We start from the raw sequence: 25,193 nt of genomic DNA, 5'->3' as shown, positions 1-25,193 counted from the left end.
CCACCAGCGCCCGCGCCGTGCGGCCGCGGCGCTCGCGGCGGATGCGGCGGTGCAGCAGCTCCGGCACCGGCGCCGGCTCGGGCAGGCCGCCCGGCGCCTCGGCGATCGGGCCGATGCCGTCCAGGGTCGCGGCGACGCCGCTGAGCGCGGCCAACTCCTCGTGGCACGGCAGGCAGGACGACAGGTGCGCCTCGAACGCGCGCCGGTCCGGCTCCTCCAGCAGGCCGAGGGCGTAGGCGCCGACGTCGACGTGCGCGGCGGGCGCGGTCATGGCGTCACGCCCCTCTCCTCCAGGGCGACCCGCAGCGCCCGGAGCGCGTAGTAGACCCGCGACTTCACGGTCCCGACCGGGATGCCGAGGTGCCGGGCGGCCTCGTTCACCGACCGGTCCCGGAAGAACGTCTCGTTGAGCACCTCGCGGTGCGCGGGCGACAGCGCGAGCAGGGCCTCGGAGACGACGACGGAGCGCAGCAGGTCCTCCAGCCCGTCGGGGACGCGCATGTTCTCCAGCGGCCCCTCGCCCGCCTCCTGCGGGCGGGCGTTCTTGCGGCGCTGGTCGTCGATGACGATCCGGCGCGCGACGGTCGCGAGCCACGGCAGCAGCGACGCCGCGTTCTCGTCGAGCTGGTGCGCGCTGCGCCAGGCGCGGATCATGGTCTCCTGCACCACGTCCTCGGCCCAGTGCCGGTCGCCGCCGGTGAGCCGCAGCACGAACGACAGCAGCGGCCGGCCGTACACCCGGTACAGCTCGGTCACGATCACCTGGTCGTCGACCGCGCCGGCGGGCCGCGGGCCGCGGAACCAGCTCCAGGGACCGGACGCGGCGGGAGGGCGGGCGCGGGACGGCGCCGCGGTGGACGATCTGTTGGCCATCGTGCTCTCCGGCGGGTGCGGGGGCGGGGACGCGGCGCGGGGGACGGTGCGCGGTGCGCCGGGTGTCGCGTCGGGAGGCAGTACGCGACGGGGGCGACGGCCGGTTCAAGAGGTGCCGGAAACGGCATCGGACCGCCGGCCGCGCTGGCCGTTTTGCGGTGAATATTCCGGTAGCGCCCTTGCTTGTTCGCTAGGTATTACTTACTTGAGGGCGCCGACGGCGCCGCCGTCCCGTCCAAGTGACCGGAAACGACGTCACACGAGAGCGGAGGAGGCGACGCACGACCCACCTTTGCCATCCGGACGACCGCGGCGATCCTCCATCAGGCAACACTCACTCCACAGTGGAGCGAATGCGGGGCAACCGGCCCTCTATTTGCTCGGAGGACGAGGGGCGGATTCGGAGTGGAAGGGAACGAGCGACACGCGCTGCACTACCGCCTGCTCATGGCGGTGGACATCCAGGGGTACAGCAAGCGGGACACCAGCGAGCAGCTGCTCGCCCAGCGCCAGCTGTCGGAGGCGCTCGACCGCGCCGCGCGCGGCGTCGGGCTCGACCGGTCCCGCTGGGACAAGCAGGTCGGCGGCGACGGCGAGCTGGCCACGCTCCCGGACGGGATCGACCCCGCGCCGGTGGCGGGCGACTTCCCCATCGGGCTCGCGGGCGCGCTGCGCGACATCAACCGCGCGGCGGCCGAGGCGGGCGCCCGGTTCCGGCTGCGGGTGCGGCTCTCGCTGCACCACGGCACGCTGACCGCCGGGCCGTTCGGGCCCGCCGGCGACGCGCCCATCGTCGTCCAGCGGCTGCTGGACGCGGGGCCGCTGCGCCGCCTGCTGTCCGCCGACCCCGAGCGCGACCTGGCCTACGTGGTCTCGGACTCGCTCTTCGACGACGTCGTGCGGACGGGGTTCTGCGCGCTGCGCCCGGACGCGTTCCAGGCGGTCAAGGTCACCGCCAAGGGCGCGGTGTTCCGCGGCCACATCCTCACCGACCGGACCGCGCTCGCCCCCGCCGGCGGCACCGGCGGCGAGAGCGGCGGGAGCGGCGGGCCGGGCGGCGAGGGGCCGGCCGACGACGCCCGCGTGTTCGACTTCCCGGCGCTCGCGGCGCGCTGACGTGTCCGGGACCGTCCTCCGGGAAGTGATCGGAACCGGGCGCGGTTGTGCACTGGAGACGATCACGACCCGGGAGGCGGACGATGGCGGACGACGCGGCACTGGTGAAGCTGCTGGAAGAGCGGGACCTCGGCGTGCTGGCCACGCTCAAGCGGGACGGGCGGCCCCAGCTGTCCAACGTCAACTACCACTTCGACGCGGGGTCCCGGCTGATCCGCGTCTCGATCACCGCCGACCGGGCCAAGGCCCGCAACCTGCGCCGCGACCCGCGGGCGAGCCTGCACGTCAGCGCGCCGGACGGCTGGTCGTACGCGGTCGCCGAGGGCACCGCGGAGCTGACCGCGGTGGCCGCCGACCCGCACGACGCGGCGGTGGGGGAGCTCGTCGACGTGTACCGCGCCATCCGCGGCGAGCACCCCGACTGGGACGAGTACCGGCGGGTGATGGTGCAGGACGGGCGGCTGGTCCTCAAGCTGCACGTCGAGCACCTGTACGGGATGGCCCGCTCCTGACGCCGCGGGGCCGGGGGCGCGCGCCGCGCCCCCCGCCCCCGGCGTCCGAGGCGTCCGGGGCGCCCGTCAGTGCACCTGGCCGGACGGCCGCAGCACGACGGAGTTGACCTCGACGCCCGCCGGCTGCGCCAGCGCCCACACGATGGACTCCGCGACGTTGTCCGCCGTCATGACGGGCCCGTCGGGCACGCCGTCCTGCCGGGAGTCCCAGAACGGCGACTCGACCCGTCCCGGCGAGACCAGCGTGACGCCGACGCCCGAGCCGGTGACGAGCACCCGGAGGTTCTCCGCCAGCGCCGTCACCGCGAACTTGGTCACCGAGTAGAAGTTGCCGGGCGTGTTCTTCACGCCCGCGGTGCTGCCGACCAGCACGATCCGGCCGCCGGCCATGCGCAGCGCGGGCAGCGCCGCCCTGACCAGCAGCGCCGGGCCGAGCACGTTGGTCAGCAGCATCTCCCGCCACCGCTCGGGGTCGCCGTTCGCCAGGTCGTCGTGGGTGGAGAACCCCGCGTTGGCGACCACGTGGTCCAGCCGCCCGAACGCGGCGACCGTCCCGTCCACCGCCGCGCCGACCGCCTCGGGGGCGGACGCGTCGCCGGGGAAGGTCAGCAGGGCGTCCCCGGCGCCGGCGTCGGCGGCGAACGCCTTCAGCCGGTCCTCGCCGCGCCCGGTGATCGCGACGCGGTGGCCGCGGCCGAGCAGGATCCGGGTGGTGGCCGCGCCGATCCCGCTGCCGCCTCCGGTGACCAGGGTGACCGGGGCGCCGTCCGCCGATGTGCTCATCGTGGGTCCTCATCCTCATCGTGGTGCCGCCGCCGGTGCGGCGGACGCGGACGATCATGAGCGTACGGCGCGCCGCCGCGTCCGGACCAGCGGGCGCGCCCCCGCCGCCCGCCGCTCAGCCGGCGAGGAGGGCGGCGAGCACGCGGTTGTCGCCGTGCTGCCAGAGGGTGCCGACCTCGGCGAACCCGGCCGCGCGCAGCGCGTCGGCGTGCGCGGACAGCAGCCGCGACGGCGAGCCGTGGTGGCCGGTCACCTCCTCGCCGCTCGCGCCGCGCAGCTCGGCGAAGGCGGGGTCGGCGCCGATCGCCTCCCACCACTCGGCCCAGTTCTCGGGGCGGGCGCCGGCGGCGCGGCGGGCCCGCTCGCGCTCGCGCAGCGCGGTGTCCAGCCCGGCGAGGCCGGGCGTGACGTCGTCGACCTGCAGCTCGTCGCCGTTGAGGAACAGCCCGCCGGGCCGCAGCAGGGTGGCCAGCTCCGAGTAGACGACGCGCAGCTCGGCGGGGGAGATCCAGTGCAGCGCGGTGGTGGAGACGGCGGCGTCGGCCTGCCGGGGCAGCCGCAGCCGGGCCGCCCAGCCGGGCTCGCGCAGGTCGAGCGCGGTGAACGCGATGCCGTCGCGGCCGGCGTGCACGGCGCGGCCGAGCGACAGCAGGAGCGGGTCGGTGTCGATGGCGACGACGGTGGCGCCGGGGATCCGGTCCAGGATCCGGCCGGCGAGGGAGCCGGGGCCGCAGCCGAGGTCCAGCACGAGCGGGTCGGGCCGGCCGGCGGCGGCCTCGACGGCGTCGATCATCGCGGTGAAGCGCTCCTCGCGGTCGGGCACGTAGCCCTCCTGCTGGGCGTCCCAGCGCGCGATCCAGGTGCCGGCGGTCTCCTGGTCGAGCAGCGTCATGACCCCTCCTGTGACTGTCATGTAGCCTTTGGACAGTTACACGCTAAACCGGGAAGGCGTAACTGGTCAAGTGAACTTCAACAGTCACACCGATGGCGTGGTGGCGGACACCGTCGCGCTGGTCAACGAGCTGACCGAGGGGGAGAGCCGCGGGCGCCCGCACCCGGTGCCCGACCCCGTCGCCGCGGGCGAGGCGTTCCTGGAGCGGGCCGGCTGGCCGCGCAGGCTCACCCCCGAGCAGGCCGCGGAGCTGGCCGCCGTCGCCCGCGAGCTGCGCGCCGTCTTCGAGGCCGTCACCGCCGGCGACCTCGACGACGCCGCCGAGCGGGTCAACCGCCTGCTGGAGGAGACGCAGGCCAGGCCCCGCCTGGAGCGCCACGACGGGGAGCCCTGGCACGTGCACTTCCACGGCGTCGGCGACACCATCACCGCCGACTGGGGCGCGTCGTGCGCCACCGGCCTCGCCGTCGTCCTCGGCGGGGAGCTGTACGACAGGCTCGGCGTGTGCACCGCGCCGCACTGCGACCGCGTGTACGTCGACACCTCGCGCAACGGCAAGCGCCGGTTCTGCTCGACCGCCTGCCAGAACCGCGTCAAGACGGCCGCGTTCCGTGCGCGCGCGCACACGACGTGACCGCCGTGGAGCATGATCCATACACCCGGTGGTGCATTCCCTCGCTCGCGGTTGCGGCCGCCGCACCGGGGCCGGATGCGGACCCTAGGCGGCGCACCGGTTCCGTGTAACGCTGGCGGTCCCCCACCACCGGGAGACGACGATGTGCGACGCCGACCCGCCGGTACCGCCCGCGGTGGCGCGGGCGCTGGAGGAGTACCGCGAGCTTCTGCGCGAGCACGGCCCGACCTGGGGAGAGCCCGCCAACGGCTTCGTCCGGCAGATCGAGACGAGCGCCTTCCTGCTGGACGAGGCCGACTTCTGGATGGCCGGCCTCCAGCGGCTCCTGGCGCGGTACCCGGACGCCACGGCGGAGGAGATCGACGCGCGCGTGCCCGAACTCGTCGCCGCCGAGGTCGTCCGCGACGCCCTCGCCGGCCGGGTCCTGGACAACCTCGCCGCGCTGCGCCTCACCCCGGACGGCGCGTCGCTCGAGAGCGTCCCCCGGACCCTGCCCGACGGGCGGGACCTGCGCACCACGCTGCTCATCGACTCCTCGCGCACCACGCCCGCCACCGTCCGCGTGGACGGCGCCGACCACGACATCCCGCCCGGCGGCGTCCGGCTCGTCCCCATCACCTCGGAAAGCAGCGTCACCGCCGACGGCACGCCGATCGCGCTCGACGGGCTGGTCAGGCGCGTCCCCACCGGACGGCTGCGGCTGCGCGCCGGGACCCCGTGCCGCTGGACGGTCGTCGGCGCCGACGGCCAGGGCTGGTACCCCGCCGGCGCCCCCGAGCGGATCGACGCGCACCGCACCCCCTACTTCCACGGCGACGACCTCGTCCTCGACGTCCCCGCCGAGCCGCTGACCGTCCGCGTCACCCGCGGCATGGAGCACGGCACGGCGGAGAAGGCCCTCACCCCGGAGGCGGGCGCGGAGACCCTCGTCGAGATCGCCCCGGAGCGGCTCTACGACGCGGCCGCCAGAGGCTGGTACGGCGGCGACATGCACGTCCACATGAACTGGACGGGCGACACCGTCGGGACGCCCGCGCAGGCCGCCGCCGTCCAGCGGGGCGAGGACCTGCACGTCCTCAACCTCGTCGCCGGGAACGTGGCGGGCGAGCGCGTCTACGACCGCGAGGCCCTCGAGCACTGGGCCGGCGACGACCTGCCCTGGTCCGACGCGACCCACCTCGCCCGGCTCGGCGTCGAGTACCGCAACGACCTGCTCGGCCACCTGTACGCGTTCGGCGTGGACGCGCCGCCCGGCCGCTACCACACCGGGTTCGCCGGCGCCCCCGACTGGCCGCCGAACGGCGACGGCTACCGCGAGCTGCGCGAACGCGGCGCGCTCATGGGGTACAGCCACCCGTTCCACCTCCCGGCGGACGACGGCGACCCGCCCGCCGCGCTGCTGACCGCCGGCCGCAACTGCTCGGCCCGCGAGATCGTCGCCGACGCCGCGCTCGGCCTCGTCGACACCCTCGACGTCGTCAACCACTCCTCGATCCAGGCCACCGCCGTCATGTACCGGCGGCTCCTCGGCGCCGGCAACCGGCTGGCCGCCACCGCCGGGACGGACGCGATGCTGTCGTTCCAGCGGCGCGGCAACCAGTCCAGCCCGCCCGGCTGGGGACGCGTGTACGCCCGCGTCGACGGCCCCCTCACCGCCGCGTCGTTCGCGGACGCCGTCCGGCGCGGCCGCACCTTCGCCACCACCGGCCCCTGGCTGGAGCTGGAGGTCGACGGGCACGGCCCCGGCGACGTCCTCGACCTCGCGCCCGGCGACCGCGTCACCGCGACGGCCCGGACCGTCGGACCCGAGGTCGCGACCGTCCAGCTGCGGACCGCCGACGGCGTCCTCGCCGAAGGCCCGCCCGGCGAGGTCACCGCCGAGCTCACCGTCGACCGCCCCACCTACCTCGTCGCCGTCGCGACGGGCCCGCCGCACCCGCGCTCGATGAGCCGCGGCGGCGCGTTCGCCCACACCAGCCCCGTCCACCTGCACGTGGACGGCAGGCCCGCGGCCCGCGAGGACGACCTGCGCTGGTGCCTGGACTACCTCGACGGCCTGGAGGACATGATCCGCCGCGCCGCCCGCCTCGACGGCCCCGGGCAGCTCGCCGGCCACCTCGACCTCCTCGACCGCGCCCGCGCCGTCTACCGGACCCGCCTCGCCGGGACGTGAGCCCGGCTCGCCGGGGCGCGGAAGGGCTTGTGCGCCGGTACCCGGCTGGCTACCGTGCGGTAGTCACGACGGGGAGAGGCCCACCATGCCCTACGAGATCGAGGCGACCGCCGCCACCACCGCCGCGCCCGACGAGATCTTCCGGCACCTCGCCGTGCCCGAGGCGTGGGGCGCCTGGGGCAGGTTCCCGACCGCCGCCAAGCAGACCCGCAAGGGCGACACCACCACCTACGGCGTCGGCGCGGTCAAGTCGATCTGGCCCGCCGCCGAGCAGACCGTCGCCTACGAGCCCGACACCCACTTCGCCTACATCGCGCTCAAGGGCCTGCCCGTCCGCCACTACCGCTGCGACGTGTACCTCGACCAGCGCGGCACCGGCACGTTCATCCGCTGGCACTCCCGCTTCGAGCCGCTGGTCCCGGGCACCGGCGCGGCGCTGCGCCTCGGCCTGAAGGCCATGATCGACGCCTTCGCCCGCTGGCTGCCCGCGCACGCCGAGCACTGCCCGCCCGACTGCCCCGCCCGCCGCGCCGGCGACCTCTGACGCCTCCCCCCGGCGGACGGGGCGCGGAGAAAAAGGTGCAGGCCGAGAGCACCCCGCAGTTCCCTCGGCCTGCACGTTCGAGCCCCCCTCGGGCGATCAGCCCGGATGATCCGGGCCGTACACCTCCCACAGCTCCCCGGCGAAGAACCGGCCGAAGCGCAGCAGCGTCTCCAGGCCGTCCGGGCCGGACGTGCGGAAGGTCGTCAGCTGCCGCGCGAAGTCCGACAGCTGGATGTGCAGGACGCCCGCCCCCGCGACCGGCGCCCCGTCCTCCGCCTCCTCCGGGACGTGCCCCTCCAGCAGCCGCACGTACAGCGTGGAGGTGTCCGGCCAGATCCGCGTCGGCGGACCGTGCAGGACGTTCTTGTGCCCCGCGAGGGTCAGCGGGCGCCCCGCCCCGTCGGTGAAGTACAGCCGGTACTTCATCAGCCGGCGGTCCTCCCCGCCGTCGGGGACGAACAGGTTGAACCACCCCCGCTCCACCTCGCGGCGCCCCCCGTGCCCCGTCGCGTCGACCCACCCCTCGGCCGTCGCGGTGTGGCCCGGCTCGTCCAGGAACCGGTCCACGTCGTGCGCGGTGATCGTCAGCCGGAACGCCAGCGGGATCCGCCCGTCGGCCAGCTCCCCGATCCGCGCGTCGCGCTCCCCGTAGGTGATGAACCCCTTCATCTCCTCGGTGAACGACAGCGACGTACGGCCGGGCGCCGCGGCGGACGGTCCCCCCGGACCTCCGCGGCTCCCCGAGCCCTGGCCGTACGCCGAGTCGCGCCCCGCCCCGTCCGGCGAGCCGGCACCCCCGGCCGGCTCGGCCCCCGTGTCGGACGGGACGGTCCCCGCACCCTCCGGCCCGCCCGCGCCCCCGCGGCCGGGCAGGTCCTCCAGCAGCCGCGTCGCCAGCCGGTCGGCCTGCGCGGCGATCGTCAGCGAGGGGTTCGGGCCCACCGGACCCGGCATCGCCGCCCCGTCGGCGATGTACAAGCCAGGGAACCCGAACACCTCGCCGAAGGCGTCGCAGACGCCCTCGCCCGGGTGCGCCCCCATCGGGGCGCCGCCCAGCGGATGCACCGTGACGATCCGCTTGCGGAACCACATCGGGTTGTCGGCGTAGTGCGCGCCGAGCACGTCCGCGATGCCCTGCATGGTCTTGCGGACGCGGGTGAACAGCGCCTCGCTGGTCTCGGTCGTCCAGTCCGCGGCGAGCCGGCCGCCCTTGAGGCGCAGCCGCCCGTCCGCGGTGTCGCGGCCCATGCCGAGCAGCGGCAGCGAGCTCACCGTCAGCGCCCCGTCCCCGATCAGCTCGGAGATCTCCTTGGACAGGTTGGTGTCCGGCGCGTCCTTGAAGAACTCGGTGAACCGGCCCCACAGGAACTTCACCGCGCGCTCGATCTCGTGGCCGGTGTCGAAGCCCTGCACGATCCAGTCGGCGAACGCCGGGTAGCCGCCGTCCTCGATGTAGGCGCCGCGGCCCGCGCCGGGCACCCCGTCCACCTCGTCCGGCAGCCGGATCGCGGTGGTGATCACCGGGCCGCGCGCGGCGTCCAGCGGCCGGACCCGGTTGCGGTCCTTGGCGTTCAGCAGGAACGTCAGCAGGTCGCCGTTGCCGCTGAACCGGCTGCCGAGCGCCTCGCTCAGCCCCGGGAACGCCTCCCGCGACCTCAGCAGCAGGAACGTCGTCCCGTAGGTGCCGGCGCCGAGGATCAGCCGGTCGCAGGAGATCGTCGCGACCCGCGGCCGCCGCGCCTCGACGGTGAGGTCGGCGTGGTGGACGTAGTCGACCTCGTACCCGCCGCCCGGCCGCGGCCGGATCGCCTTCACCTCGTGGGAGGTGCGGATGTCGGCGCCGTGGTGCGCCGCCGCCGACAGGTAGGTGTGGTCGAGGCTGTTCTTGGCGCCCTCGTTGCAGCCGATGTCGCACTCGCCGCAGAGCCGGCACGTCCGCCGCCCGACCCCGTGGAGGTTGCCGTAGGCGGGGTCGATGATCGGCAGGCTGATCCCGGGCGTGCCGCCCGGGCGGTCGGCGAAGCTCACCGCCAGCGGCGGCAGCGTGATGTCCAGGCCCAGCTCGGCCGCCGCGTCCTGCATCGCGTGCGTCTTCGGGGTGTCGTCGAACGGCGCCCGGTCCAGCGGGTACGGCGTCGCGCCCAGCATCCGCTCGACCGCGTCGTAGTGCGGGTCGAGGTCGGCGCGGGAGATCGGCCACGACTCGTACCCGCCGCCGCGCATCGGCTGGTCGTGCACGAACCAGTGCTCGTCCTTGCGCAGCAGCACGTTCGCGTAGATCAGCGACCCGCCGCCGAGGCCGGAGGACACGACCGAGTCGCAGCCCTCGAAGCTCCACACGTCGAACATCCCGTACAGCCCGGCCGCCGGGTCCCAGAACGCGCGGCCCATCTGCGCGGGGGAGCGGGGGAAGCTGCCCGGCGGGTACGGCTGCCCGCGCTCCAGCAGCACCACCTGCCGCCCGGCCTCCGCCAGCCGGTACGCGGTCACCGAGCCGCCGAACCCGGAGCCGACGACGACGGTGTCGGCGTGCTCGACGCTCTCGCGGGGGGCGCCCATGTCAGCCCGCCTTCCGCTTCAGGAAGTCCAGCACCCGCGGGAACACCTCGGCGGCGGACTCGGCGCCCATGAACGGGTCCTGGTGGCCGTATCCGGGGAGGATCTCCAGCTCGTGCAGGCCCGGCGCGACCCGTTCGAGCGTGCGGTGGCAGACGATGTTGGAGTCGGTGAACACGTGGTTGCGGTCTCCGGTGAGGAACAGGATCGGGGTCGTGACGTCCGCGGCGCCCGACAGGTAGTCGGCGGGCAGTCCGGCGTGGCGGGGGTCGCGCGGGTCGTACTTCACCGCGCGGCCGGCCTTCACCATCTTGTGGACGTGCCGGTAGTAGTGGACGCCGACGGCGCCGAACAGGTCCGGCAGCCGGCCGTGCGTGACCGGGGACATCTTCGCGTGCGTGAAGATCGGCTTGCCGCCGCCCCACATGAAGCTGAGCATGTGGCAGGCGGGCTCGTCGCAGGCCGGGTGGAACGGCCCGACCGCCTTGGCGATCATCCAGCCGCGGGTCAGCACCGGCGCGGCGCCGAACCGCGGGTCGAGGTGCGACGGGCCGAGCACGTACTCCAGCACCGCCGGCCCGTACCCGAGCTTGATCCTCGACCAGCGCGACGTCCGCGGCGTCAGCGCGACGCTGTTGCAGGTCAGGCTGGCGATGCCGGTGACGGTGCCGGCGAACACCGCCATCGCGAACGACACCGACCCGAGGCAGTGCGAGATCACGTGCACCCGGCGGCCGTCCCCGATGTGCCGGCGCAGCTCGGCGATCGCCGCCGGATGGTCGTACTGGGCGACGTCGTCGAGGGTGTAGCGGTGCGTCTCGGCGTCGTAGGGGAACCGGCCGCTCATCCGGAAGTCGAGCGCCCACACGTCCCCGAAGCCGGAGTCGTGCAGGAAGTTCACCAGGTTCTCGTGCTCCGGCATGATGTACATGTCGCTGGAGGTCGTGAGCCCGTGCACCAGCAGCACGACGTCGTCGCTGTCGGCGCGGCGGAACCGGGTGAGGTTCAGGCCCAGCCCGTCCTCGGTCGCGAAGGGGTGCACGGAGACCTCGGCGTCGGCGACGCCCGCGAGCGTGAAGCGCGCGATCCGCTGGTCCATGGCATTTCCCTCCGGCTTCCTGACGCCCCAACCTTGCCAAACGCGGCCGTCCGCCCGGCATCGTGGAGAACCCGTACTTACGTGTGATGGGGGACGTGGGGTCCCGTATGACTACGTACGTGCATTAAGAGGCCCGGCGGGCGCCGCCGGTTCACCGTCGTCTCGCGTTCGTCAGGCGGGTAAGGGCCGCGGCACCGGCCGCCGCCGGTTCATCCGGGCCGGTTCATGGCGGTCGCGACCCCGACCCGGGACGGGACGCCGATCTTGGCGAAGACGCGGGACAGGTGCGTCTCGACGGTGCGGACGCTGAGGTACAGCCGCTCGGCGATCTGCTGGTTGCTGCACCCCTCGGCGACGAGCAGCGCGATCTCGTGCTCGCGCGGCGACAGCCCGAACGGCGGCTCGTCCTTGCCGGCGCCCTTGCCGCGGCCCTTGGCGGGGGCGGTGCGGGCGCCGCCCGGCACCCGGACGCCGAGCCGCCGCTGCTCCCGGACGGCCTGCGCGTGCAGCCCGCGCATCCCGCACTCCTCGAAGACCTCGACCGCGGCGCGCAGCCGCTCGCGGGCCTCGCCGCGCTCCCCGGCCGCCGCGTGCGCGATCCCCGCGGTCAGGTCGGCGCGCGCGGCCTCCGGGCGGCGTCCAGCGTCCGCCAGCATTCCGGCCGCCTCCGCCGCGAGCCGCGCGGCGCCGGCGGGGTCGGCCACCCGGACGGCGTGCGCGCGCGCCAGCCGCGCCAGCCCGGTGTCACCGGTCAGCGCCGGGTGCGCGATGGCCTCGGCGATGTCGGCCCAGCCGGCGGCGCCCTCGCCGTCCCCGAAGGCGGCGCGCGCGCAGGCCAGCTGCTCGGCGCACATCACCAGCGTGCTGAAGTCGAGGCCGTTCGTGCCGTCCCCGCAGGCCGCGATCAGGGCCTCGGCGCCCTCCTCGGCGCGGCCCGCGTTGATCGTCGCGATGGCGCGCGAGACGTGCGCCATGTGCGTCCACCACTCGCCCGACCCGGTGTCGCAGGCGACGGCCTCCTCGGCGGCCCGCAGCGCCCGGTCGTGGTCGCCCGTCCAGCTCGCCGTCAGGCACTGCTGGATCAGCCCGTACGCCATCACCTCGGGGGAGCGCAGCTCGCGGCCGACCGCGGTGGCCTCGTCGGCGGCCGCCGCGGCCTCCTCCAGCCGGCCCTGCAGCAGCAGGACCCGGGACTGCCCGGCCAGCATGTAGCCGAGGATGAACGTCTGCCCCGTCGCGCGGGTGATCGACACCAGCCGGGTGGCGTGCCGGAGCGCGCTGTCGTGCAGGCCGAGGAACGCCTCGGCGAACACCAGCCAGATCATGTAGTCCAGGCAGTCGGCGAAGTCGCCGTCGGAGGCGGCGGAGAACCGCTGGTCGGCGGCCTCGGCGTAGGCGATCGCCTCGGCCACCTCGCCGCGCCCGTACGACACCATCGGCCGCATCGCCGCGACCGCGGCGATCAGCCCCGGGCCCCACTGCGGCGCGCTCTCGGGAATCGTCTCCAGGACGGCGTGCGAGCCGCGGGTGTCGATCCGCTGGATCCGGTCGGCGACCAGGCGGATGCGCAGCAGCACCGCCTCGGGGGTCTGCCGGTCGGTGATGCGGCGCAGCTCGTCCAGCACCAGGGCGCGGGCCTCGTGGATGCGGCCGAGCTGCCGGTCCATCACCGCGCACAGCTGCACCGTGCGGGCGCGCCGGACGGTGTCGTCCGGCGGCAGCAGGCTCAGCAGCGTGCGGGCCGTCTCGCGGCCCTCCTCGGCGTGCCCGCTGACCGCCTGCGCGTGCGCCAACTCCACCAGCAGCTGGATCCGGTCGGGGTAGGCGCCGTCGCCCGCCGTGCCGTTGGCGGACGCGCCGGAGCCGTCCGTGCCGTCCGGCATCAGGCGCAGCGCGGCCTCCAGCCAGTACGCGGCGGTGCCGGGCGCTTGGAGCGCGACAACGCGGGCCGCCTCGACGAGCGTCCAGATCGCCTCCCGGTCGCCGAACCGCGCCGACCGCAGCACGTGGTGGGCGCGGACCGCCGCCGGTGCGCCGAGCTCGGCGAGTCGCGCCGACACCCGCGAGTGCGCCGCGAACCGCCAGCCCGCCGCCGTCGAGGCGTACGCGACGTGCCGCACGAGCGGATGCCGGAACCGGAACCGGCCGCCCGCGGTCGGGCGGACCACGTCCGCGGCGGTCAGTGCGTCCAGCGCGGCGAGCGCGTCCTCCTGCGGCATCTCCGCGGCGACCGCCGCCAGCTCCGGCTCGAACACGTCCGCCGCGACGGCGGCGCCGCGCGCCATCAGCAGCGCCTCGGGCGGCAGCGCGCTCAGCTCGACCTGCAGGGCGGTCCGGACGGCGGGCGGCACCTCGGTGAGGTTCGCGACGCCCCGCTCCCAGTCGTGCCGCTCGATCCCGTCCTCGCCGAGGAGGCGGTCGTCGTGGCGGCCCATCCGGGCCAGCGCCTCCAGGTAGAACGGGTTGCCGCCGCTGGCCTTGTAGAGCTGCTCGCAGCGGTTGCGGGAGACGTCCGGGCCGAGGAACTCCGCCACCTCGTCGCGGTTCAGCGGCTCCACCGGCACCCGGGTGCCGACGGGCCCGGCGGCGTCCGCCAGCGCCGCCAGCCGCGGCGACGCCTGCGCGGGCCGGTAGGCGACCGCGACCAGCACGTTCGCGCGCGGCGGGTGCCGGACGAGGTGGTCCATCAGCTCGATCGTGGCGTCGTCGGCCCAGTGCAGGTCGTCGAGGATCAGCACCAGCCCGGACGGCGCGGCCAGCCGTTCCAGCAGGTGCCGCACGCTGCGGTGCACCTGGTAGCGGGCGACCGGGTCGGCGGCCCCGTCGGGGGCGTGCCCGGCGTCCGGGCCGGCGACGCGGTCGGCGAGCGCGGGGAAGACGGTGCCGAGCAGCCGCAGCGCGGTGGGCGACAGGTCGGGGACGTCGTCCTCCAGCCGGTCGTCGAGCGCGTCGACGACGGCGCCGAACGGCATCTCCTGCTCGAACTCGGCGGCGCGCCCGGCCAGGTAGGGCAGCTTGCGGGCGTTCGCACCGTCGGCCAGCTCGTTCAGCAGCCGGGTCTTGCCGGCGCCGGGCTCGCCGACCAGCGCGAGGAAGCCGTAGCCCGTGGCGGCCGCGTCCAGGGCGCGGTCCAGCGCGCCGAGCGCGTCCTGTCGCCCCACCAGCGGAGCACCGGCGTCGCTCATGTCACACCCCAACAGAGACAGGCGGCCGACACGCCGTGATCATGCTTGTCGTCGTTGTTCCCGGTCCTTCAAGCGGGTTTTACCTTATCGGGTCGAACGTCAATAGGAGCGGGACAACACGCCCCGCGCGTCCCTGCTATCAACCGCCGACGCGCCCCGCGTGTCAACCGGGGGGAGCCAAACCGTCCCGGGAACGTGACATTCCTGTCCGCGGGTCAGCGGTCGAGGCCGAGGCGGGCGGCGGCCTCGTCCCAGCGGGCGCCGTCGCCCGCCGGCTCGTACCGGCGGAGCGGCTGCGTCGCCGCGACCAGCGCGCGGGACTCGGCGAGGGAGCCCGCGAGGCCGTGCGCGCGGGCCTGGGTGAGGACGTTGCCGAGCGCGGTCGCCTCGACCGGCCCGGCCACGACCGGCAGCCCGGACGCGTCGGCGGTCAGCCGGCACAGCAGCTCGTTGCGGCTGCCGCCGCCGACCAGGTGCACGACGTCGATCTCCTGCCCGGACAGCCGGGACGCCTGCCGGAGCGTCGCGCGGTGGGCGAGGGCGAGGCTGTCCATGACGCAGCGGACGGTCTCGGCGCGGGACGCGGGCTCGGGGAACCCGCGGCGCCGGCAGTGCGCGGCGATCCGCGCGGGCATGTCGCCCGGCGGCAGGAACTCGGGGTCGTCGGGGTCGATGAGGCTGCGCAGGCCCGGGACGTCCGCGGCCTCGGCGAGCAGGGCCGGCAGGTCGGGGTTCCCCCACGCGCGCATCGACTCCTGCAGCAGCCACAGCCCCATGACGTTGCGCAGGTAGCGGACGGTGCCGTCCACGCCGCCCTCGTTGGTGAAGTTCGCCTTGCGGCTCGCCTCGGTCAGCACGGGCTCGCGCAGCTCCACGCCGACCAGCGACCAGGTGCCGCAGGAGATGTAGGCGAACCGGCCGGTGGTCGCGGGCACGGCGGCGACGGCGGACGCCGTGTCGTGCGATCCGACTGCCACGACCGGGAGCGTCGGCGGGCGGCCGGTCTCCTCCGCCACGTCCGGGCGCAGCGTCCCGAGCACCTCGCCGGGCTCGCGGATCGGCGGCAGGATCGCGGCGGGCAGGCCGAGGCGGGCGAGCAGGTCGCGCGACCATGCGCCGTCCCGCACGTCCAGCAGGCCCGTCGTGGACGCGTTGGTCCGCTCGGCGCCGACCGCGCCGGTCAGCCAGTGCGCCAGCAGGTCGGGGACCATCAGCAGCGTGGCGGCGCGCGACAGGTCGTCGGCGGCGAGCTGGTAGACGGTGTTGAACGGCAGGAACTGCAGGCCCGACGTCTGGTAGAGCAGGTCGTCGCCGACCTCGGCGCGGATCCGGTCCATGACGCCGTCGGTGCGGGCGTCGCGGTAGTGGACGGGGTTGCCGATCAGCCTGCCGTCGGCGTCGAGCAGCCCGTAGTCGACGGCCCACGAGTCGATGCCGACCGACGCGAGCCCGGCCGGCGCTGCGCGCAGCCCGTCGAGGACGTTGCCGTACAGGCCGAGGACGTCCCAGTGCAGGGTGCCGTTGACGCGGACCGGCCGGTTCGGGAACCGCCGGACCTCCTCCAGCTCCAGCGTGCCGGGCCCGACCCGTCCGGCCATCACGCGCCCGCTGGACGCGCCGAGGTCCACGGCGGCGAACGTCTCCGTCATTCGTGTCTCCTGTGGGGGGACGACCCCCCACGCCCCCCGGTTCGCTTCGCTCATTCTGAGATCACGACTTCCAGAGTGCGGGGCCCGTGCACGCCCTCGACGCGCGACAGCTCGATGTCGCTGGTCGCGGACGGCCCGGACACGAACGTCAGCGGGCGGTGCGGGTCGAGCCGCTCCAGCGCCTCCGGCACGTCCGGCGCCACCTGGCCGGCGAGCACGACGATCAGGTGGTAGTCGGGGACGAGCGACAGCGCGCGCGGGCCCTGCGCCGGGCCGTGGTCCAGGACGATCGTCCCGGTCTCGGCGATCGCGGCGGCGCAGCCGGTGACGGCGCCCGCGAGCCCGTCGAGGGCGGCGACGTCCGGCCCGCGCATCAGGTCGCCGGCGACCTGCGCCGTCCACTCCTCCGGCAGGTCCGCCGGGATCCCGTAGACCCCGGGGCGGGCGGCCAGGCGCTCGGCGACCGTCGCGGCCAGCTCCGCCGCCGGGACGCGCACGACCGTCGCGCGGTAGTCGGCCACCCGCTCGGCGAACAGGTCCAGCACGCCGTCCTCGTGGTGGCGGCGCAGGTAGCCGCGGTCGATCGCGGCGTACCCGGCGGCGACCTCGGCGGCCGGACGCGCCGGCACGATCCCGTCGATCCGGCGGAGGACGTCCTCGCGCGCGCTCACTGCTCGTTTCCTTCCGTGCGGCCGCCGCCGGTCCGCTTCCACCAGGCGCGGAACGACTCGGGCGGTGGTGCGGGGGCGTCCCGCGTCTCGGTCCAGGCGTTCAGCGGTCCGGGCAGCCGCCGGATCCGGCCGCGCGGCGCGACGATCCGGCGGCTCGCCGACGCGGCGCGCTGCGCGAGCGCGAGCCGGGTGGGGGACCGCAGCGTCCATCCGGCCGCCGTCATCGCGACCCGTTCGAGGGGATGGCGCGGCCCGCTCTCCACCGCGCGGGCCCGCAGGTGCACCAGCACCTCGGGGATGTCGATGGCGACCGGGCACGCCTCGAAGCACGCCCCGCACAGCGACGACGCGTACGGCAGCGACGCGTCCACCTCCGACCCGATGCCCCTGATCTGCGGCGACAGGATCGCGCCGATCGGGCCGGGGTAGGGGGAGCCGTAGGCGTGGCCGCCGGCGCGCTGGTAGACCGGGCACACGTTCAGGCACGCCGAGCAGCGGATGCAGCGCAGCGCCTGCCGGCCCACCTCGTCGGCGAGCGTGTCGGTGCGGCCGTTGTCCAGCAGCACCAGATGGAACGTCCGCGGCCCGTCGCCGGGGTGCACGCCCGTCCACGCGGACGTGTAGGGGTTCATCCGCTCGGCGGTCGACGAGCGGGGGAGCAGCTGGAGGAACACCTCCAGGTCGCGCCAGCTCGGCACGATCTTCTCCACGCCCATCACCGAGATCAGCGTCTCGGGCATGGTCAGGCACATCCGGCCGTTGCCCTCCGACTCCAGCACGACGAGCGTGCCGGTGTCGGCGACCGCGAAGTTCACCCCGGAGATCCCGACCTTCGCCGACAGGAACTTGGCGCGCAGGTGCCGCCGCGCCGCCTCCGCCAGCGCGGCGGGGGAGTCGGTGAGGCCGTCGGGGACGTCCTCCATCTCGCGCAGGAAGATGTCGCGGATGTCGGACCGGTTCCGGTGGATCGCGGGAACGAGGATGTGCGACGGCCGGTCGTGCCCGAGCTGGACGATCAGCTCCGCGAGGTCGGTCTCGTAGGCGGTGATCCCGTCCTCGGCGAGCGCCTCGTTCAGCCCGATCTCCTGCGTGGCCATCGACTTGACCTTGACGACCTCGGTCTCGCCGGTCGCCTTCACCAGGTCCGCGACGATCCGGTTGGCCTCGGCGGCGTCGCGCGCCCAGTGCACCGTCCCGCCCGCCTCGGTGACCTTCTCCTCCAGCAGCCGCAGGTAGTGGCCCAGGTTGGCGAGGACGTGGTCCTTGATCTGCTTGCCCGCCTCGCGCAGCGCCGGCCAGTCGTCCAGCTCGGCGACGGCGGCGGCGCGCTTGTCGCGGATCGTGGTGGTGGCGTGCGCGAGATTGCCGCGCAGCCGGGTGTCGGCCACCGCGTGGCGCGCCGCGTCGGGGAACGACGGCATCCCGACATAGGTCGGCATCGCTTCGGCGCTCATGGTGTGGGCTCCTCCTCGGTGGAGGCGAGGATCTCGGCCAGGTGGACCGTCCGCACCCCCGCGCGGGTGCGCGACAGCGCGCCCCCGATGTGCATCAGGCACGAGTTGTCGGCGGCGCACAGCACCTCCGCCTTCGTCTCCCGCACGGCGGTGACCTTGTCCGCGCACATCGCGGCCGACACCTCGGAGTTCTTCAGCGCGAACGTCCCGCCGAACCCGCAGCACTCCCGCGCGTCCGGCAGGTCGACCAGGTCGATGCCGCGGACCTCGCGCAGCAGCCGCTGCGGCCGGTCGCCGACGTGCAGCATCCGCAGCGAGTGGCAGGTCGGGTGGTAGGTGACGCGGTGCGGGAAGTAGGCGCCGACGTCGGTGACGCCGAGGACGTCGACCAGGAACTCCGACAGCTCGTACACGCGGGACGCGACGCCGGCGGTGCGCGGCGCCAGCCTCGGGTGCCAGTCGCGGATCATCGCGCCGCACGACGCCGACGGCGTCACGACCGCGTCGTAGGGGTCGAACGTCTCGGCGAAGCCCTTCACCATGTGCAGCGCCTGCGTGCGGTAGCCGGTGTTGAGGTGCATCTGCCCGCAGCACGTCTGCGCCTCGGGGAACTCCACCTCGTGGCCGAGCCGCCGCAGCAGCCGCACCATCGCGCGCCCGGTCCCGGGATACATCGTGTCGTTCACGCACGTCAGGAACAGTGCGACCTTCATGCCGAGTTGCTCTCCCGGTCGTCGGCGGCGGCCCGGCTGGACTCGCGGACCACCAGCTCGGGCTGGAACATGACCTGCTGGTGGGCGTGCCCGCCGGACTCGTCGCACTCCTCGAGCAGCAGCTCGGTCGCGATGCGTCCGAGCTGGTAGGTGGGCTGGCGCACCGAGCTCAGCGGGACGGCCGCCGCCGCCGAGAACTCGATGTCGTCGTACCCGATGAGCGCCACGTCAGTCGGCACCTTCACGCCGGCCTGCTGCAGCACCCGCAGCACGCCGAGGGCCAGCAGGTCGTTGGCGCAGAAGATCGCCTCGGGCAGCGGGGCGCCGGAGTCCAGCAGCCGCCGGGCCGCCTCCTGCCCGGCGCGGGCGTTCATCGCGCCGACGGACACCTCGCGCAGCACGTCGCGGCCGAGGCCCGCGGCGCGCAGCGCCCGCAGCGCGCCGCGCCGCCGGTCCGCGCACTGCCGCAGGCCCGGCGGGCCCGTGACGAACCCGAGCGTGCGGGCGCCGTCCTCCAGCAGGTGCGTCACCGCGAGCTCGCCGCCCGCGACGTCGTCGACGGCGACCGAGCACTGGTTGGCGCGCGGCGTCGGATGGTCCAGCAGGACGACCGGCACGCCGCGGTCGCGCAGCCGGTCGGCGTTGCCGCCCTCGTCGCCGACCGGGGTCAGCAGCACGCCGCGGACCCGCTGCTCGGCGAGCACCCGCAGGTTGCGCTGCTCGCGCTCGTCGGACTCGCCGGAGGAGGACAGGATCACCGCGTAGCCGCGCTCGCTGGCGACGTCCTCGACGCCGCGCGCGACGTCGGTGAAGAACGGGTTGGCGAGGTCCAGCACCATCAGGCCGATCGTGCTGGAGTGCCCGGCGCGCAGCGTGGACGCCGACCCGTTGCGGACGAACCCGAGCTCCACGATGGCCTGCTCGACCCGGGCGCGGGTCGCCGCGGCGACCCGCTCGGGCCGGTTGAGCACGTTGGAGACGGTGCCCGGCGAGACGCCGGCGTGCGCCGCGACCTGCTTGATCCCGACGGTCGCGCCGTTACCGCCGTTGCCGCCGGCGGAGCCCGCCGCGGTGCACGCTCGGGGGCGCCCGGTGTCGTCTGTGCTCAATCTGTGCCCCCGGGTCGCTCCGCTGGTGTGCCGCCGCTCACTTTGGGTCATGGCATTAAAACGTGTCAACCCCGCTGTCGGAAGTCGCCGGGCCCAAACCCCGCTGTCCGGACCCGGACGGGAGGAACTTCGCAAACTCGCCGACGCCCGGCCGCACAAGGGTTTTCGCAGCGTTCCGGGGGGTCCGGGCCGAAGTCCCCCCTTGACGAGTGCTCCGGCTCACATCTAGCGTCCTCCGCAACATCCCGTTAAAACGTTTTTCATCCATCCGTCACAGACTCCCCGTGCGAGGAGGGTGGCCATGAGTGCACCCGGCAGGTCGACGCCGCCGACATTGGCACTGGTCAACGTGAGTAAGTCGTTCGGCGCCGTGCGAGCCCTGCAGGGCGTCACCCTCGAGCTGCACGCCGGTGAGGTGCACGCCCTCGCCGGCGAGAACGGCGCGGGCAAGTCGACCGTCGTAAAAACGTTCGCAGGCGTGCACCGCCCCGACGCGGGCGAGGTCCGCGTCGACGGCGAGCCCGCCGCGTTCAACGGCCCCGCCGACGCGCAGGCCGCCGGCGTCGCCGTCATCTACCAGGAGCCCACCCTGTTCCCGGACCTGTCGGTCGCGGAGAACATCTTCATGGGCCGCCAGCCGCGCGCCGGGCTCGGCCGCATCGACCGCCGCACCATGCACGCCGAGGCCGCGAAGCTGTTCCGGCGGCTCGGCGTCGCGCTGGACCCGCAGCAGCCCGCCCGCGGCCTGTCGATCGCCGACCAGCAGGTCGTCGAGATCGCCAAGGCCATCTCCCGGGACGCGCGGGTGCTCATCATGGACGAGCCGACCGCCGCGCTCACCGGCCAGGAGGTCGAGCGGCTGTTCAACGTGACCCGCACGCTGCGCGAGCAGGGCTGCGCGATCCTGTTCATCTCGCACCGGCTGGAGGAGATCTTCGAGATCTGCCAGCGGGTCACCACACTGCGCGACGGCACCTACATCGGCACCGACCTGGTCGCCGACCTCACCGCCGACGACCTCGTCCGCCGCATGGTCGGCCGCGACCTGGACGCGCTCTACCCCAAGCAGGACGTGGCGCCCGGCGAGGTCGCGCTGAAGGTCAGCCGGCTCACCCGCGAGGGCGCCTTCACCGACGTCTCCTTCGAGGTGCGGCGCGGCGAGATCGTCGCGCTGGCCGGGCTGGTCGGCGCGGGCCGCAGCGAGGTCGCCCGCGCGATCTTCGGGGTGGACCGCTGGGACGCCGGCGGCGTGGAGGTGGCGGGGGAGAAGCTGCCGCCCGGCAGCCCGACCGCCGCGATGGCGGCCGGCCTCGCGCTCGTCCCCGAGGACCGCCGCCAGCAGGGCCTGGTGATGGACATGTCCATCGAGCGCAACATGGGCCTCACCCAGCTGCGCTCGCTGCGCAAGGAGACCGGCCGCGGCCCGCTCATCTCCCGGAAGGTCGAGCGCGACCGCGCCGCCGACTGGGCGCTGCGGCTCCAGCTCAAGTACGCCCGCCTCAGCGACACCGTCGGCGTCCTGTCGGGCGGCAACCAGCAGAAGGTCGTGCTCGCCAAGTGGCTCGCCACCGAGCCGACCGTGCTCATCGTGGACGAGCCGACCCGCGGCATCGACGTCGGCACCAAGGCCGAGGTGCACCGGCTGCTGTCGGAGCTGGCCGCGCAGGACCTCGCGGTGCTGATGATCTCCTCCGACCTGCCGGAGGTGATCGGCATGGCCGACCGCGTCCTGGTCATGCACGAGGGCCGGCTCACCGCCGAGATCGCCCGCGCGGACGCGACCGAGGAGACCGTGATGGCCGCCGCGACCGGGCGCGCCGGAACCGGAAAGGCGGCCTGACCCATGACCGTGCTCACCCAGTCCCCGGCCAAGCCGGGCTCCGGCGGACCGCCCGGCGGCGGCCGCCGCCTGGTCGAGCTGGTGCTGCGCGCCCGCGAGCTGAGCATCCTCGGCGCGCTGATCGTGCTGGTCCTCGGCACCGAGCTCGCGAACCACCGGTTCCTGTCCGGGCAGGGCGTCAAGGACATCTTCCTCAACGCCTCCATCCTGGCGCTGCTCGCCGTCGGCCAGTCGATGGTGGTCGTCACCCGCAACATCGACCTGTCGGTCGGCTCCGTCGTCGGGCTCGTCGCGTTCACCACCGGCAAGTTCGCCTCCGGCGGCGACCGCAACGTGGTGCTGGTGGTGCTGCTCGGCGTCGCCATCGGGCTCGCCTGCGGGCTGGTCAACGGCCTGCTCGTCAGCTTCTGCAAGGTCCCCGCCCTGGTCGTGACGCTCGGCACCCTCTACGTCATCCAGGGCCTCGACTACAAGATCGCGCACGGTGAGCAGATCGGCGCCGCGGACCTGCCGTCCTCGGTGCTGTCGCTCGGCAACGACTCCGTCCTCGGCGTCCCGTACCTGCCGGTCATCACCGTCGTCGTGATGCTGCTGATGGGCTACTACCTGCGCTCCTACTCCTCCGGACGGGAGTTCTACGCGATCGGGTCCAGCCCCGAGGCGGCGAACCTCGCCGGCATCTCGCTGCGCCGCCGGGTCCTCACCGCCTACCTCGTCAGCGGCGGCCTCGCCGGCCTCGCCGGGGTGCTGTGGCTGGCCCGGTTCGGCACCGTCGTCGCCGACGCGGCGCACGGCTGGGAGCTGAAGGTCGTCAGCGCCGTCGTCGTCGGCGGCGTCGCGATCACCGGCGGCGTCGGCACCGTGTACGGGGCGGCGCTCGGCGCGCTGCTGCTCACCACCATCGGCAGCGTGCTGGTGGTGCTCAAGGTCAACTCGTTCTGGCAGGACGCCATCACCGGCGTCCTCCTGCTGCTGGCGATCAGCGTGGACCGGCTGCTGGCCCTGCGCGTCACCAAGGCGCTCAAGCAGCGGTCGCTGGAGTCCGGGGCGCACCGCGACGACGGCCCCGCCGCCCCGTCCGCCGGATCCTCCGCGTCCTCCGCCGCGACCGCGCCGGCGACCGGGGACGAGGCGCCGAAAGGAAAGGTGTCGTGAGCACTGACACGAAGAGCGCCCCGCGCGGGATCGCCCTCGGCCGGCTGCTGCGGTGGGAGACCGCCGTCACCGCGCTGCTGGTGATCGTTTTCGCCGGCGGCGCCGGGTTCTCGCCCGACTTCGCCAACACCGACAACCTGTCGTTCGCGCTCGGCGACCTGAGCGAGATCGCGCTCATCGCGCTGCCGATGACGCTGCTGGTGGTGTGCGGGCAGGTCGACCTGTCGGTCGCGTCCGTGCTCGGCCTGTGCAGCGCGCTCACCGGCAAGATGTGGGACCACGGGATGGCGATCGAGACGATCATCCCGATCGTGCTGGTCGTCGGCGTCGTCTGCGGCCTGGTCAACGGGCTGCTGGTCACCCGGCTCGGGCTGCCCTCGCTCGCGGTGACGATCGGCACCATGACCCTGTACCGGGGCCTGGCGTACGTGGTGCTCGGCACCGAGGCGATCTCGGAGTTCCCCACCCGGTACACCGACCTCGCGACCGAGTCGATCCCCGGCACGCCGATCCCGTACCCGATCGCGCTGTTCGCCGTCCTCGCGGTCGTCACCGCGGTGGTGCTGCACGCCACCGGCGTCGGGCGGTCGCTGTTCGCGATCGGCTCGCAGGAGGACGCGGCGTACTTCGCCGGCATCCGGGTCAAGCGCCTCAAGCTGATCCTGTTCGTGGTGTCCGGGCTCGTCGCCGGGTTCGCCGGCATCGTCTACACGCTCCGCTACGGCAGCGCCCGCGCCGACAACGGCCTCGGCCTGGAGCTCACCGTCATCGCGGCGGTGCTGCTCGGCGGCATCGACTTCGACGGCGGCAAGGGCACCCTCGGCGGCGTCATCGCCGCGGTGCTGCTCATCGGCCTGCTGCGCAACCTGCTGATGCTGAACGACGTCTCCACCGAGGTCCAGTCGATCGTCACCGGGCTGCTGCTCATCATCAGCGTCCTCACGCCGCGGCTGATCGCCGTGGTGCGCGAGGCACAAGGCCGGCGGAGGGGCGCGCGACCCGCGGTCCCCGCCGCCGCACCATGACCCCCGGCGAAGCCGGCCGGGGGTGTGGGGGGTCGTCCCCCCTCGAGAAGCACCGACCCGCGTCCCCCGCCGCGTCCGATATCCCACCCCAGAGCACGACCTGGAATCCCGAAAGGCACTCGTGATGACCCTTCGTTTGCGCGCCCCGCGCCGCCTCGTGGCCGTCGCGTCCGCGGGCGCACTCGCCCTCTCCCTCGCCGCGTGCGGCGGCACGACCAAGGACTCCTCGTCCGACTCGGGGAACAAGGCCGCCGCGGGCGACGGCAAGGCGGACCCGAACGCGCCCCTCAAGAAGGGCCTGAAGATCGCGTTCCTGCCCAAGCAGGTGAACAACCCCTACGAGACGATCGTCGACAACGCCGGCATCGCCGCCGCCAAGGAGTACGGCGGCGAGGCCAAGGAGGTCGGCCCGTCCGACGCGTCGGCGTCCTCGCAGGTGTCCTACATCAACACGCTGATCCAGCAGCGGCACGACGCGATCCTGATCGCGGCCAACGACCAGAACGCGGTGTGCGGCCCGCTCAAGCAGGCCATGGCCAAGAAGATCAAGATCGTCGCGTACGACTCCGACACCGCGCCCGAGTGCCGCAACGTGTTCATCAACCAGGCCAGCTCGGAGGAGATCGGCCGCAGCGAGGTCAAGCTGCTGGCCGACCAGATCGGCGGCAAGGGCGACATCGCGATCCTGTCGGCGACCGCGAACGCCACCAACCAGAACACCTGGATCAAGTACATGCAGGACGAGCTGAAGAAGCCGGAGTACTCCGGCATGAAGCTCGTCAAGATCGCCTACGGTGACGACGACGACCAGAAGTCGTTCCAGCAGACGCAGGGCCTGCTGCAGGCGTACCCGAACCTGAAGGGCATCATCTCGCCCACCACGGTCGGCATCGCGGCCGCCGCCCGCTACATCGACGGCTCCAAGTACAAGGGCAAGGTCACGCTGACCGGCCTCGGCACGCCGGACCAGATGCGCAAGTTCATCAAGGACGGCACGGTCAAGTCGTTCGAGCTGTGGGACCCGAAGAACCTCGGCTACCTCGCGTCCTACGCCGCGGCGGCGCTGTCGTCCGGGCAGATCACCGGCAAGCAGGGCGAGACGTTCAAGGCCGGCAAGCTCGGCGAGCGCACCATCGGCGCCAACGGCGAGGTCATCCTCGGCCCGCCGACGGTCTTCGACGCCAAGAACATCGACCAGTACCACTTCTGA

21 protein-coding genes are annotated in these 25,193 nt (G+C 74.1%); 9 read left to right on the top strand and 12 right to left on the bottom strand.

From position 1 onward, the window contains the following. Both amrb99_RS22350 and amrb99_RS22345 read right to left on the bottom strand, forming a co-directional pair. Positions 1 to 271: zf-HC2 domain-containing protein (locus amrb99_RS22350; RefSeq protein ID WP_190859090.1), on the bottom strand; the 271-nt coding region annotated here is incomplete at its 3' end. After that, positions 268 to 756, bottom strand: a complete 489-nt coding sequence (locus tag amrb99_RS22345) for a sigma-70 family RNA polymerase sigma factor (protein ID WP_207924185.1) — start codon at positions 754 to 756, stop codon at positions 268 to 270. The genes amrb99_RS22350 and amrb99_RS22345, both read right to left, overlap by 4 nt. A gap of 522 nt (positions 757 to 1,278) precedes the next feature. Between amrb99_RS22345 and amrb99_RS22340 the strand changes: the two genes are divergently transcribed. After that, positions 1,279 to 1,989: a hypothetical protein gene (locus amrb99_RS22340; protein ID WP_347256793.1), complete on the top strand. Its 711-nt coding sequence runs from the start codon at positions 1,279 to 1,281 to the stop codon at positions 1,987 to 1,989. Positions 1,990 to 2,072: 83 nt separating this feature from the next. Then, the gene (locus amrb99_RS22335) at positions 2,073 to 2,501 is read left to right on the top strand and encodes a PPOX class F420-dependent oxidoreductase (RefSeq protein ID WP_190859088.1); all 429 of its coding nucleotides are present in this window, start codon (positions 2,073 to 2,075) and stop codon (positions 2,499 to 2,501) included. 66 nt (positions 2,502 to 2,567) lie between these two features. Here amrb99_RS22335 and amrb99_RS22330 read toward each other — a convergent pair whose 3' ends face one another. Together amrb99_RS22330 and amrb99_RS22325 are read right to left on the bottom strand one after the other, a co-directional pair. Next, positions 2,568 to 3,284, bottom strand: coding sequence for an SDR family oxidoreductase (locus amrb99_RS22330; protein ID WP_190859086.1), 717 nt, complete (start codon positions 3,282 to 3,284; stop codon positions 2,568 to 2,570). A 115-nt stretch (positions 3,285 to 3,399) separates the two neighbouring features. Continuing rightward, positions 3,400 to 4,176, bottom strand: coding sequence for a class I SAM-dependent methyltransferase (locus amrb99_RS22325; protein ID WP_190859083.1), 777 nt, complete (start codon positions 4,174 to 4,176; stop codon positions 3,400 to 3,402). A gap of 70 nt (positions 4,177 to 4,246) precedes the next feature. On the opposite strand from amrb99_RS22325, the gene amrb99_RS22320 reads away from it, so the two are divergent. From amrb99_RS22320 to amrb99_RS22310, 3 genes are all read left to right on the top strand, one after another. Further along, positions 4,247 to 4,810 carry a CGNR zinc finger domain-containing protein gene (locus amrb99_RS22320; protein WP_190859080.1) on the top strand — a complete coding sequence of 188 codons (564 nt, stop codon included), beginning with the start codon at positions 4,247 to 4,249 and terminating at the stop codon, positions 4,808 to 4,810. 142 nt (positions 4,811 to 4,952) lie between these two features. Then, entirely contained in the window at positions 4,953 to 6,983 is a 2,031-nt protein-coding gene (locus amrb99_RS22315) for a CehA/McbA family metallohydrolase (RefSeq protein WP_190859078.1), read from the top strand. 85 nt (positions 6,984 to 7,068) lie between these two features. After that, positions 7,069 to 7,527, top strand: a complete 459-nt coding sequence (locus amrb99_RS22310) for an SRPBCC family protein (RefSeq protein WP_190859076.1) — start codon at positions 7,069 to 7,071, stop codon at positions 7,525 to 7,527. Positions 7,528 to 7,623: 96 nt separating this feature from the next. Here the strand turns inward: amrb99_RS22310 and amrb99_RS22305 are convergent, their stop codons facing one another. The 8 genes from amrb99_RS22305 to amrb99_RS22270 form a co-directional block, all read right to left on the bottom strand. Continuing rightward, positions 7,624 to 10,086, bottom strand: coding sequence for a GMC family oxidoreductase (locus tag amrb99_RS22305; protein ID WP_190859074.1), 2,463 nt, complete (start codon positions 10,084 to 10,086; stop codon positions 7,624 to 7,626). Position 10,087: 1 nt separating this feature from the next. Further along, a complete protein-coding gene (locus tag amrb99_RS22300; RefSeq protein WP_190859072.1) occupies positions 10,088 to 11,182 on the bottom strand; it encodes an alpha/beta hydrolase in 1,095 nt (364 codons plus the stop codon). 209 nt (positions 11,183 to 11,391) lie between these two features. Continuing rightward, positions 11,392 to 14,367, bottom strand: coding sequence for a LuxR family transcriptional regulator (locus tag amrb99_RS22295; RefSeq protein ID WP_190859070.1), 2,976 nt, complete (start codon positions 14,365 to 14,367; stop codon positions 11,392 to 11,394). Between the two features lie 215 nt (positions 14,368 to 14,582). Further along, positions 14,583 to 16,016: a rhamnulokinase family protein gene (locus amrb99_RS22290; protein ID WP_190859067.1), complete on the bottom strand. Its 1,434-nt coding sequence runs from the start codon at positions 16,014 to 16,016 to the stop codon at positions 14,583 to 14,585. Positions 16,017 to 16,066: 50 nt separating this feature from the next. Next, positions 16,067 to 16,687 (bottom strand): LUD domain-containing protein, encoded by a 621-nt coding sequence (locus amrb99_RS22285; protein WP_190859065.1) that lies wholly within the window; start codon positions 16,685 to 16,687, stop codon positions 16,067 to 16,069. After that, positions 16,684 to 18,141 carry a LutB/LldF family L-lactate oxidation iron-sulfur protein gene (locus tag amrb99_RS22280; RefSeq protein ID WP_190859062.1) on the bottom strand — a complete coding sequence of 486 codons (1,458 nt, stop codon included), beginning with the start codon at positions 18,139 to 18,141 and terminating at the stop codon, positions 16,684 to 16,686. The genes amrb99_RS22285 and amrb99_RS22280 overlap by 4 nt, the downstream gene beginning before the upstream one ends. Continuing rightward, the gene (locus amrb99_RS22275) at positions 18,138 to 18,854 is read right to left on the bottom strand and encodes a (Fe-S)-binding protein (RefSeq protein ID WP_190859060.1); all 717 of its coding nucleotides are present in this window, start codon (positions 18,852 to 18,854) and stop codon (positions 18,138 to 18,140) included. Before amrb99_RS22275 ends, amrb99_RS22280 begins: the two co-directional genes overlap by 4 nt. Continuing rightward, positions 18,851 to 19,876: a substrate-binding domain-containing protein gene (locus amrb99_RS22270; RefSeq protein ID WP_347256795.1), complete on the bottom strand. Its 1,026-nt coding sequence runs from the start codon at positions 19,874 to 19,876 to the stop codon at positions 18,851 to 18,853. Before amrb99_RS22270 ends, amrb99_RS22275 begins: the two co-directional genes overlap by 4 nt. A 388-nt stretch (positions 19,877 to 20,264) precedes the next feature. On the opposite strand from amrb99_RS22270, the gene amrb99_RS22265 reads away from it, so the two are divergent. The 4 genes from amrb99_RS22265 (at position 20,265) to rhaS (ending at position 25,193) form a co-directional block, all read left to right on the top strand. Beyond that, the gene (locus tag amrb99_RS22265) at positions 20,265 to 21,803 is read left to right on the top strand and encodes a sugar ABC transporter ATP-binding protein (protein ID WP_190859056.1); all 1,539 of its coding nucleotides are present in this window, start codon (positions 20,265 to 20,267) and stop codon (positions 21,801 to 21,803) included. Between the two features lie 3 nt (positions 21,804 to 21,806). Then, the gene (locus tag amrb99_RS22260; protein WP_190859054.1) at positions 21,807 to 22,958 is read left to right on the top strand and encodes an ABC transporter permease; all 1,152 of its coding nucleotides are present in this window, start codon (positions 21,807 to 21,809) and stop codon (positions 22,956 to 22,958) included. Beyond that, positions 22,955 to 23,983: an ABC transporter permease gene (locus amrb99_RS22255; RefSeq protein ID WP_347256792.1), complete on the top strand. Its 1,029-nt coding sequence runs from the start codon at positions 22,955 to 22,957 to the stop codon at positions 23,981 to 23,983. Before amrb99_RS22260 ends, amrb99_RS22255 begins: the two co-directional genes overlap by 4 nt. A 124-nt stretch (positions 23,984 to 24,107) precedes the next feature. Then, on the top strand, positions 24,108 to 25,193 hold the full coding sequence (rhaS, locus tag amrb99_RS22250; protein ID WP_190859052.1) for a rhamnose ABC transporter substrate-binding protein: 1,086 nt from the start codon (positions 24,108 to 24,110) through the stop codon (positions 25,191 to 25,193).

Source organism: Actinomadura sp. RB99 (assembly GCF_014706005.1).
GTDB lineage: Bacteria > Actinomycetota > Actinomycetes > Streptosporangiales > Streptosporangiaceae > Spirillospora.
This window is presented reverse-complemented; position numbering and strand designations above follow the sequence as displayed.